At 59.9% G+C, this 10,160-nt stretch carries 7 protein-coding genes; 6 read left to right on the plus strand and 1 reads right to left on the minus strand.

Translation table 11 applies throughout. The features are described from left to right. Positions 1–60 precede the first annotated feature (60 nt). The 5 genes from ACXAH8_RS22355 to ACXAH8_RS22375 all read left to right on the plus strand — a co-directional run bounded on the left by ACXAH8_RS22355 (position 61) and on the right by ACXAH8_RS22375 (position 8,767). The gene (locus ACXAH8_RS22355; RefSeq protein WP_475220716.1) at positions 61–2,643 is read left to right on the plus strand and encodes a beta strand repeat-containing protein; all 2,583 of its coding nucleotides are present in this window, start codon (positions 61–63) and stop codon (positions 2,641–2,643) included. Between the two features lie 207 nt (positions 2,644–2,850). Then, entirely contained in the window at positions 2,851–4,707 is a 1,857-nt protein-coding gene (locus ACXAH8_RS22360; protein WP_475220717.1) for a type I secretion protein, read from the plus strand. A gap of 38 nt (positions 4,708–4,745) precedes the next feature. Continuing rightward, positions 4,746–6,962 carry a type I secretion system permease/ATPase gene (locus ACXAH8_RS22365; protein WP_475220718.1) on the plus strand — a complete coding sequence of 739 codons (2,217 nt, stop codon included), beginning with the start codon at positions 4,746–4,748 and terminating at the stop codon, positions 6,960–6,962. Positions 6,963–6,964: 2 nt separating this feature from the next. Then, entirely contained in the window at positions 6,965–8,317 is a 1,353-nt protein-coding gene (locus ACXAH8_RS22370; RefSeq protein WP_475220719.1) for an HlyD family type I secretion periplasmic adaptor subunit, read from the plus strand. Between the two features lie 72 nt (positions 8,318–8,389). Beyond that, positions 8,390–8,767, plus strand: a complete 378-nt coding sequence (locus ACXAH8_RS22375) for a rhodanese-like domain-containing protein (protein ID WP_475220720.1) — start codon at positions 8,390–8,392, stop codon at positions 8,765–8,767. A gap of 9 nt (positions 8,768–8,776) precedes the next feature. Here ACXAH8_RS22375 and ACXAH8_RS22380 read toward each other — a convergent pair whose 3' ends face one another. Then, complete coding sequence (locus ACXAH8_RS22380; protein ID WP_475220721.1) at positions 8,777–9,577, minus strand: alpha/beta fold hydrolase; 801 nt, start codon at positions 9,575–9,577, stop codon at positions 8,777–8,779. Positions 9,578–9,624: 47 nt separating this feature from the next. Between ACXAH8_RS22380 and ACXAH8_RS22385 the strand changes: the two genes are divergently transcribed. Continuing rightward, on the plus strand, positions 9,625–9,999 hold the full coding sequence (locus ACXAH8_RS22385) for a hypothetical protein (RefSeq protein ID WP_475220722.1): 375 nt from the start codon (positions 9,625–9,627) through the stop codon (positions 9,997–9,999). Positions 10,000–10,160 lie beyond the last annotated feature (161 nt).

The raw sequence follows: 10,160 nt of genomic DNA on the forward strand, positions 1-10,160 counted from the left end.
CACGAGTAACCACCTTTGAGATGAATGGTGGTCAGGTGCGCCTATAGAGTGGAAAGCAATATGTCTGACCGTAGAATTCTATCCCCAGTCACAACCGTCGAAGAAATTGATGTCGAAGACATGGACCCGGTCGTTGAAGACCCGGGTGTTGAAGATCCAGAAATGGAGATGGCTGAAAACGCGCAGCAGCAGCAACAGCAACAACAGCAGTCCGTCGACAACACAAACGGCGGTGACGACAGCAACACCAATGGTGGCAACGACAGTAACACCAATGGCGGCAATGACAGCAATACGAACGGTGGCAATGACAGCAACACCAATGGTGGCAATGACAGCAATACCGTTCGCGACAATGGCAACAGCACCAATGACAACGTGAACCGGGTCGATATCGACTTTGGTGAAGGCGAGTGGATCCCGCGCGACGATGATAAGGTCGATGTGGACATCGGCGACGATGCCTCGACCGGTGACGTGATCACGGCCGGAGACGATGTGAACTATGATCCCGGTGATGATCTGAACCTGGATATTTCGTTGAACGGCGAAGGCAATGACATGGCCTCGTTCAACAACCAGTATGCCAGCCTGGCGGACAATGACACGCTGAACGGCGCTACTGTTTCCAACTCCGGTACGTTCGAACAGAATGGCGATGCCAATGGCGGCAATGCAACCGCAGAAGAGGGTATCGACACATCGTCCGATGGTGGAGCGTCCGGCAGCGGTGGAACCAGCCATGGCGGTGATGCGTGGGGTGATACCCATGGCAGCACTTCGATGGCCCTCGGTGGCCACTCCGGAGATGCGAACGGCGCGGCAACCGGTGGAGCGGGCGCAAGCTCGGGCGAAGCGAATAACGGCAGCATCGGTCTAGGCCTGTCAGGGGCGCAGTCGGATGGTGACGGTACTGGCGCCGCTGGCGGCAACGCCAACAGCACCTCGAACGCGACGAACTCCGGAACGTCCAGTGCAAGCAGCTCTGGTGATGGTGGAGAAGGCGGCGCGGCTGGATCTCTGGGTCTTGGTGTTGGTCTTGGTCTGTCCGGCTCGAACGCGAGCGGCAATGCGGATGGCGGCGACAATACCTCCGGTTCGATGGGAACTGGCCTTGGTCTGGCGGGCACTGATGCGTCTGCACAAGGCTCGAACGCTGGCGACGGCAATGCACAATCCAGCGGTAGTGCCGACAACACAAGCTCTGGCAGCAACCAGGCCAACGGCGCGACCGCTGGCAGCAACAATGCTGCTGGGATCGCGGGTGCTGGCGCTATGGGGGCCAATGACGCAGATGGCGGCAATGGTCCGGGCGGTAGCGGCTCCGGTGGTAATGGGACCGGAGGCAATGGTCCGGGTGGTGACGGGACCGGTGGCAACGGACCGGGCGGATCCGGCACTGGTGGTGACGGACCGGGTGGTTCGGGCACCGGTGGTAACGGACCAGGCGGCACAGGTTCCGGCGGTAATGGTCCGGGTGGTGCTGGCCCAGGTGGCACAGGCTCTGGCGGAGCCTCTGGAACAGCCGAGGGCGCACTTTCTGCGCTGAACCAGCAGAATCTGGGTCTTGGCCTGAACCTTGCCGATCCTGATCCGACAACGGGCGGTGGCGGCACAGCCGGAGATGCAACTGGAACCGGTGGCGCCGGGTCTGGCGGAGCAGGCTCTGGCGGCAATGGCCCCGGCGGCGAAGGCTCGGGCGGTAACGGCCCAGGCGGCACAGGTACTGGCGGCAATGGTCCAGGTGGTGCCGGTTCGGGCGGTAATGGTCCGGGCGGTGCAGGCACCGGTGGCATGGGCATGGGCGGGAATGGTCCCGGCGGTGCAGGTGCTGGTGGTGCAGGCGGTGGCCGCGTTGACACAAGTTCGGACGCGCAAGGCGTTGGTGATCAGTCTGCGACAGGTCCTGACATCTCGCAAAGCCCGGGTGACGTGACAGGCGCAACCAACAACCTGCAAACCCCGGATGGATCGGGCGGCGGCGGTGGCAGCAATGCGACCGATGGCACGGCCGAAGCAACCGGAACTGGTGAATCGACGGCCGAAGGTACTGGCGGTGCAGGTGGCATGACCTCGCCGACATCGAGCTCGGCCGGTAGTGGCGCCGGATCTGCGGATGCGACCAACACAGCTGGCGATGGTGGTGACAACGAAGTGTTTGCAGAAGCTGACACCGATGGAACCGCTGACAGTCTGGCCGAAGCGATTGCCGGGTATGGCGGCGCGGGGTCTGCTGACAACGATGCGACCTCGACTGGAACCGGCAGCGCGACGGGATCGGCCATGTCCGGTGACGGCGGCTATGGTGGAGCGGCCACAGCGGCTGGCGGTACCAGCGGCGCGGTCATGGGAAGCTCGACCGGCGGCATGACAAACGGTGCAACCAATACCGGTGGCGAAGCCTCGGGCGCCAATTCTGGCGCAGGTGGTGCAGGCGGAAACGCCGGTACCTGGGGCTCCGACAACGGTGGCGATGGCATCGTGAACGGCGAATCCTATGCCTCGGCTGCGGCTGTTGTCGATACGGCAGCGTTCAACCAGTCGATCGTCATGGGCGCAAACGTCCTTGGTAACTCGGTCGATACGACCATGGTGGGCGGCTCGATGACGTCGTCCTACGCCAGCGACGATACCGAGGTCTAAGACCCGTTTCGGGCTCTGCCATTTTCAGAGCCCGAGCTTTCTTCAAAACCGCCGGGGGCGCGCCACGTGGCCCCGGCTTAGCAAACCCAAAGCGGAAATTTTCGGCCGTAGCGGGTGACAAGGAACCTTAATATGTCCCTCGACAGTATTACTGAAACGATTGCACATTTTGTTGGAACTTTTGAGCTGACAATCGAACAAGGACGATTGAGAGACCAGTATGAAGAGTTCACCGCGCTTAGGCGGAAAGTCGAACTTGAAGATCTGTTAGATCCCACGAGAATTGAGGTCAAGGCCACGTTGAAGGCCGATCCGGGCGACTATGCCCCGATCCCTTTCAAATTCAACACACCTCCGGCCGAGCTGCCGCCGCCACCCCCGGCAAACGGCCCGAACTATGAGACAAACATTTTTCTCGACCCACCAGAGGGTCCTTCTGAGGCGGTACGCGAGGCGGCATTGGGTCCGTCCGAAGCACCGCCTTTGATGCTGTTCCAGTTTCAGAACGAACTGATTGGGTCAGCAGTCACCTACACGTTCCAGACACTGTTCCTGCGCGACAATGACGTCGTCGGAGAAGGGGAGTTCCGCGATGTCGACGCCCTGATCACTGCTGGGCAGGACATGCTTGAGGCCGCGCTGACATTCCATGCGGTGGCGGCGCCGTCCTTTGCGTTGGCCGATTATGCGTCGCTTGAACTGCTCTCTGAGATTGCCGAGCAGATTGTGAACCCGATGAACTCCGAGATCGAAGGTGTCACGGTTCACCAGTTCCACGGCGAAGACGCCGTTGGTGTGATCATAAACGGCGAAAAGGTTGAAGAGGCCGTAGAATGGGACGACCTGCTTCCCGCCTATCACCAACCAGATGAGGAAGCCGAAACGCCGGATATGCTTCCCGCAGAATGGGACCGCTCGGATGATGAAGAATTTGCTGACGGCCATATGGTCATCGCGGGCGGCAACCTTGCGGTCAACGAAGTGGCGGCAACGATTGCCTGGATTGATGCGCCCTATATAGCCGTGGGCGGAAAGGCGATGGATCTGACTGTGATCAGTCAGGTCGCCGTAGTTTCCGACTGGGACCAGATCGAACAAGGCGGGAGCAGCGGAACCAAGGTGGTGCAGTCAGCCTCGGTCGGCGTTGAAGCGAAAGCCGCCTATTGGCTGAACCAGGCTGAGGGGGCCGAAGGGCAACCCGCCTTTGCCTCGGTCGATTGGATCAGTGGCGATCTGGTCGTTGCGAATTTCATCAAGCAAGAGATCGACGCCACGGATATCGACCACATACAGGCCGAAATCTCGGCAAGCACGACGCTTTATGCGATGGGCGACAACCAGATGGTCAACGTCACCGAGATTGTCCAGCTGGGCAGCTACTATGATGTGATCATGATCGGCGGCAACATGATATCCGTCGATATGCTGTTCCAGACCAACGTGTTAGTGGATGACGATATCGTAACGGGCGGCTCGACCTCGGCGCAGGGTGATGAAAACCTTGTCATGAACGAGGCCTCCGTGTCGAAGACGGGCGAGGACAGCCACAAGGTGCTGCACCAGGATATGGCCAATGCCATGGCGCTTGGTGAAGCGGATATGGACGCGCTTGAAGACGCACTGCTCAACGATCCCATGTTCGCTGGGATGGAGCAGATCCGTGCCCTGAAAATTGAGGGCGATCTACTGCAGGTCAACATCATGGAACAGGTCACCATGCTGCTGGATCAGGACGATGTGCACGTGTCTGGGCCCAAGGCGGCCGAGACGGAAATCATCGCGGGCAGCAATGCCCTGTTGAATGCGGCAAATGTTGCCAAGGCTGGGATCGACTCGGTGGTGATGGCGGCTGAGGAGACCTATTCAGATCTGCTCCTGCATCAGGCCAGCTTGTATGATGTGCCGGATCAGGAGGGCGTCTCTGAGCTGACAAATGATGCCATCGCCGTGTTGATGGAAGAGGCCAATAGCGAGCTGGCCAAGATCCATGAAACCGTCGCCAAACAAACAGCCCCGACCGAGATGGCGGGCGCTGACGACGGCCTGCAGTCCATGCTGGCCTGATTTCCTGTAATTATAGCGAGTGACCGGAAGGTTAGTTTATGTCGATTGTGTTTTCGTCGCGCCGCTCCATCTGTTCCAGCCCTTTGGATCGAAATGGCGGCGTTGCCGTGTCCGAGGCGCCGCGTACCGAAAAGGGATCGAATACGCCGCAAGAACCCAAAGATTCAGCCCTGCTTCTGCTACATGATGCGCTGCGCGTCGATACGCCTGACGCGTCGCGGGGCAAGGAGCAAATGGCAGCTAAGCCTAGTCCTGCAGAACCGAAGAACACTCACCGCGCCGATTCTCCCCTTCGGCGCGAACAGCCGCAACCTTCGCAAGATACGACCTCGGAAGGTAGCGGCGCTGGGGTGGCCGAAGCCGAGGCCTCTGATCCTGTTGACACCAACATACCCAAAGCGCGTAAGACCCCCTCTGCGCGCACAGATGGTGGGGATCGCATAGGCACTACGATTGAGGCCAAGGCAAACGAGCCGTTGCCGCCGACCAAATCTGGCGGTGGTGACGGCAATGGGCCACCCCACACCTTTCACAAGCGAACCCCGCCCGAGGATTTTCGGCGTACGTTGCGGGTCTCGATGCGCGCGATCTACCGCAATCTGGTGTTCGTTCTCGTGCTGACCTGCGCCACCAATATTCTGATCCTCGCCATTCCTATCTACCTGTTTCAGATCAGCGACCGAGTCCTGACCAGCCGATCATTGGATACGCTGATCATGCTGACCACGATCGTTGCCGGAGCGGTGATTTTTCAGGCGGCCTTTGATGCGGTCCGTCGGTTCATGCTGATGCGCACGGCGGTCGAAGTGGCCGCGCGGCTGGGCGCCCCTGTGCTGAGTGCTGCGGCCCATGCCTCATTGCACGGCAATGGTCGCGAGTATCAGACCCTTGGGGATCTGCAGCAGGTGCGCGGGTTTTTGGTCTCGGGCACGCTGATCTCATTTCTGGATGTGCCCTTTGCGCCGCTTTTCATTCTGATGATCTTTCTGGTGCATCCGCAGCTTGGCATGATCGTTGTCGTAACGGCCCTGCTGTTGATGACGATTGCCCTGATCAACCAGAAAACGACCGCGAAACCGTTTGCCGAGGCGAACAAAGCCCAGTCCATGGCGAACCAGCATCTGGATTCGATGTCGCGCAACAGCCAGATCATCAACGCGCTGGCGATGATCCCCGAGGCAGTTCGGATCTGGGGCCGCGATACCGCGCAATCTCTGACATGGCAGGTGCGCGCGCAGGATCGCAATGTGATCTTCGCGGCTATTTCGCGGGCCGTGCGTCTGCTGACCCAGATCGCCATCCTGGGGTGGGGGGCGTTTCTGGCCCTGCAAGGTGAGATTACCGGCGGCATGGTCATTGCAGCCTCGATCATCGCCGGGCGTGCCTTTGCACCGATTGAAGGCTCGATTGAGGGATGGAACGGCTTCTTGCTGACCCGCGGGGCCTATGGTCGGATCAACGCGCTCCTGTCCAATTCCGCGCTTCAGTTCGAAAAACTGCGCTTGCCGCGTCCCGAAGGGCGGTTGGATGTCGAACGCCTGCTATATGTGCCCGGCGGAACCAAACGCGTCGTACTGAACGGGATCACCTTTGCGCTCAATCCCGGTGAGACGCTGGCGATCATCGGCAATTCCGGCGCGGGCAAGACGACGCTGGGCAAGACGCTTGTGGGCTCGATCCTGCCGACTTCGGGCAGTGTGCGGCTGGACCTGATGGATATCCGCAACTGGGACCCGCGCCAGTTTGGTGAAAGCATCGGCTACCTGCCGCAGGACGTTCAGCTGTTCCCGGGCACCATCAAGGACAATATCGGCCGGATGCGAGAGGACGCGACGGACGAACAAATCCACGACGCTGCCGTTCTGGCCGATGTCCACAACATGATCGCAACCCTACCGCAAGGGTATGAAACCGTTGTCGCCGCTGATGGATCGCCCCTGTCGGGGGGGCAGAAACAACGCATTGCTCTGGCGCGCGCCTTCTTTGGCAACCCGCGTCTGGTGGTGTTGGATGAGCCGAACTCGAACCTCGATGTGGCGGGAGATCAGGCGCTGGCACGGGCGATTGCGCAGGCCAAGGACAGCAAGATTACAGTCGTTGTGATTACGCAAAAGCCAACGCTTCTGAATGTGGTGGACAAGATCATGCTGCTGACCGACGGGCGCGTCGCCTTGTTCGGCCAGCGTGAACAGGTGCTGCAGCAACTGAATGCGCCACGAAAACAACCCGGCATTGAAGGCCAGAAGGGGGGCTGATCATGAACGATATCGTACCCGTCAACCCGTCTCCGTCCGAGCCGACCGTTTGGTATGCCGAGGTTCCGCGCTCGATCAACCGTCTGATCGTGGTGGGGTTCGTGATGCTGGTCGTGTGTTTCGGCGGCTTCGGTGTCTGGGCATTCAGCGCGCCACTGGCGGCAGCCGTCATCGCGCAGGGCAGCTTTGTTGCCACCGGCCGTAACAAGATCGTCCAGCACCTTGAGGGGGGGATTATCGAGGATATCAAGGTCTCGGAAGGTGAGGCCGTGCAGGCCGGTCAGGTACTGATGACGCTTGATCAGACCTCGGCTGAGGCTAATGAGAGAGAACTGTTTATCCGCAAAATCCGCCTGCAAGCCATGACCGAGCGGTTGCTGGCTGAGTATGGCGAGCGCGAAAAGCTCAACTTTTCCCCCGACCTGATAGAGGCGTCAAATGATGTCGAGGTGATGACGATCCTCGATGGCCAACGGCTCAGCTTTGATGTCTCGCGCAAAACACTGCTGAACGATGTCGCGCTTCTGGCGCGCAATATGGAGGCCTTAAGGATCCGCGCCAGCGGGTTTGAGGCTCAGTTGAAAAGCATGCAGAGACGCTCGGAGATCCTGCAAGAAGAGTTCGAAACAAAGGAAGCCTTGTTCGAAAAAGGATTGGTGCGCAAAGGCGATCTCAACACGATCCGCCGCGTTCAGGCCGAGGCCGATGGCCAGCAGGCGCGCTTGCAGGCCGAAGCCGCCGAAATTAACCAGATGCTGTTGAAATACGAAGAACAGATCTCCCGCACCCGTTCCGCCTATCGCGAGGCCGCGCTGGATGAATTGGGTGTGATCGAAGCCGACCTCGAAAGTGTGCGCGAGAAATCCCGTCAGGCCCGCAGCGTTCTGGCTCGCGCGGTCGTGCGTGCGCCCGTCACCGGAACCGTCGTGCGCCTGCACTACCACACACCCGGCGGTGTGATCGAAACCGGCGAGCCCATCGCCGAGATCCTGCCCGCCGACGCCCCGCTGATCATCGAGGCTCAGATTCCCCGCACCGAGATTGACAGCGTCGTCACTGGTCAGGACGCGACGGTGCGCCTGATCGCGCTCAATCAGCGCACAACCCCGGTTCTGAGCGGTCAGGTCTTCTATGTCTCAGCCGACGCGCTGGTCGAGGATTCCCAAGGCGTCCCGCAAGAGGTCTATCTGGCGCGCATCTCCCTGACGCCCGAGGAATTGAAACGCGTCCGGGGATTCGTGCCCACTCCGGGTATGCCGGCCGAAATCATGATCCAGACCGAAGAACGCACCTTCGCCGCCTATATCGCCAAACCTGTCTCAGACAGCATGTCTCGGGCGTTTCGTGAGCAATAAGGTGATTTGGCTACACCAACCCGTCGTCGCATGCTAACCCTTGCATGTGTAGGCAAAAAGGGGGCGGTGCAAATGCCACTAACAGTGAAGGACATGATGGAGACGGCCAATGCGGTGGTCGCGCGCATCGAAGTGGATCAAGCCAAGGTGATGATCGAGGGCGGAGCGCTTCTGCTGGATGTCCGCGACATGGTCGAGCTTCAGCAGTCGGGACGCGCAACCGGCGCGCATCACATCCCACGCGGCATGCTTGAGTTCCGTGCCGATGACACGCTGAAATCCCATGACCCCGAGCTGCGCAAAGACCGGGCTGTGATCCTCTACTGCGCCGCCGGAGGGCGCGCGGCGCTGGCAGGGAAGCTCCTTAGGGATATGGGCTATGACGAGGTCTATAACCTTGGCGGCCTGGCGGATTGGGTCAATGGCGGCGGCGACACCGAGTCCGCCTGAAGGCGCAGGTTATGCGTTCAGGAACGCCCGGACGGCGGCCTCAAATTCACGGGGCTTTTCGGCATGCAGCCAATGCCCGGCCCCGGGGATTTTGGCAAAACGCGCGGCGGGAAACAGAGTTTTGATCTTGTCGCGGTGTTCGGGCAGAACATAATCGGAATTGGCCCCGGCCAGAAACAGCGCTGGGCCACCCCAATGGGCGTCTATTTCTGGGAACCCCATGATCTTGGGCATCTCGGATGCCAGAGCATCAAGGTTCAGAAGCCAGCGTTTCCCCTCAATATCCAGCGATTGGGTGAAGAAGCTCTGCAAAGCCGGATCAACCCCTTGCTCTGCCAGCTGTTCCGCCGCGTCCGACCGGCGCGTGACCCGCGAGAAGTCGACCGCGCGCATCGCCTCGATGAACTGGATCTGGCTATGGCTGTAGGTCACCGGCGCAATATCAGCGACCACCAGTTTGCGGACCATATCCCCATGCTGCAAAGCCAGCATCATGGCGGCCTTGCCCCCCATCGAATGCCCCACCACATCGGCTGATCCGCCAAGGCTTTCGATCACTTCCGCCAGATCGGACGCGAGATCGGGATAGTCGTGCTGGTCGCTCCACAGGCTCTGCGAGTGGTTGCGCATGTCGACGGCAATCACCTGCCGCTCGTCGGAAAGACGCCGCGCGATGACGCCCCAGTTGCGGGCCGAGCCATAAAGCCCGTGCGCAATCAAAAAGGGAGGGGTGTCCGTCGGGTCGCCATGGATGATCGTATTCAGCATAGTCTTGTGATACGCGCGACCGGACCGAACAACCAGCCCCATTGTAGCCCCAGTGCAGGGCGGTTAAGTTGTCCTGTCAGGAGGCGCAGATGACGCAGGAAACAGATATCCAGACCCAGATCGCGCAGACCATTCAATTGCTGCGCAAGAAACTGGGGGTCAAGGACAAGACGCTGATCGCCTCGGTGCGCCGCGCCAAGCGACGTTTGCCGCGCAATGTTTACAAGCAGGCCATGGTGTTGGCGCAAGCCGAACCGATGGCAGAACATCCGAAACTGCGTCTGGTTCTGGACGGGCCGAAGCTTGAGAAAGCCTCGGATGAGGTGCAGAGCCATCTGAATGCCATCAATTTGGCGGACCGTCGATTGGGATGGTTTCTTAGTTTTCTTGGGTCGGTCGCGTTGGGCCTGATCGCTTTAGCGGCAGTTACGATGATTGTGCTGCGCTGGCGCGGGTTCATCTGACTCAAACTTTATTGCAACGAAAAACGACGCCGTGGGTGGCGCCGTTTTCTTTTAGTGTACCCGAGAAGAATTACAGGTTCGGATAGATAGGGAAGCGGGCGCAGAGGTCAGCGACTTCTGCTTTGACCTTGGCCTCGACGTCGGCGTTGCCGTCTTCGCCA

Source organism: Ruegeria sp. ABV3_008 (assembly GCF_056161185.1).

Excerpts from the sequence above, each read along its gene's own strand:
- ACXAH8_RS22365 (WP_475220718.1), top strand. The coding sequence starts at position 4,746 with ATGTCGATTGTGTTTTCGTCGCGCCGCTCCATCTGTTCCAGCCCTTTG.
- ACXAH8_RS22385 (WP_475220722.1), top strand. The coding sequence starts at position 9,625 with ATGACGCAGGAAACAGATATCCAGACCCAGATCGCGCAGACCATTCAA.
- ACXAH8_RS22355 (WP_475220716.1), top strand. The coding sequence starts at position 61 with ATGTCTGACCGTAGAATTCTATCCCCAGTCACAACCGTCGAAGAAATT.
- ACXAH8_RS22370 (WP_475220719.1), top strand. The coding sequence starts at position 6,965 with ATGAACGATATCGTACCCGTCAACCCGTCTCCGTCCGAGCCGACCGTT.
- ACXAH8_RS22375 (WP_475220720.1), top strand. The coding sequence starts at position 8,390 with ATGCCACTAACAGTGAAGGACATGATGGAGACGGCCAATGCGGTGGTC.
- ACXAH8_RS22380 (WP_475220721.1), bottom strand. The coding sequence starts at position 9,577 with ATGGGGCTGGTTGTTCGGTCCGGTCGCGCGTATCACAAGACTATGCTG.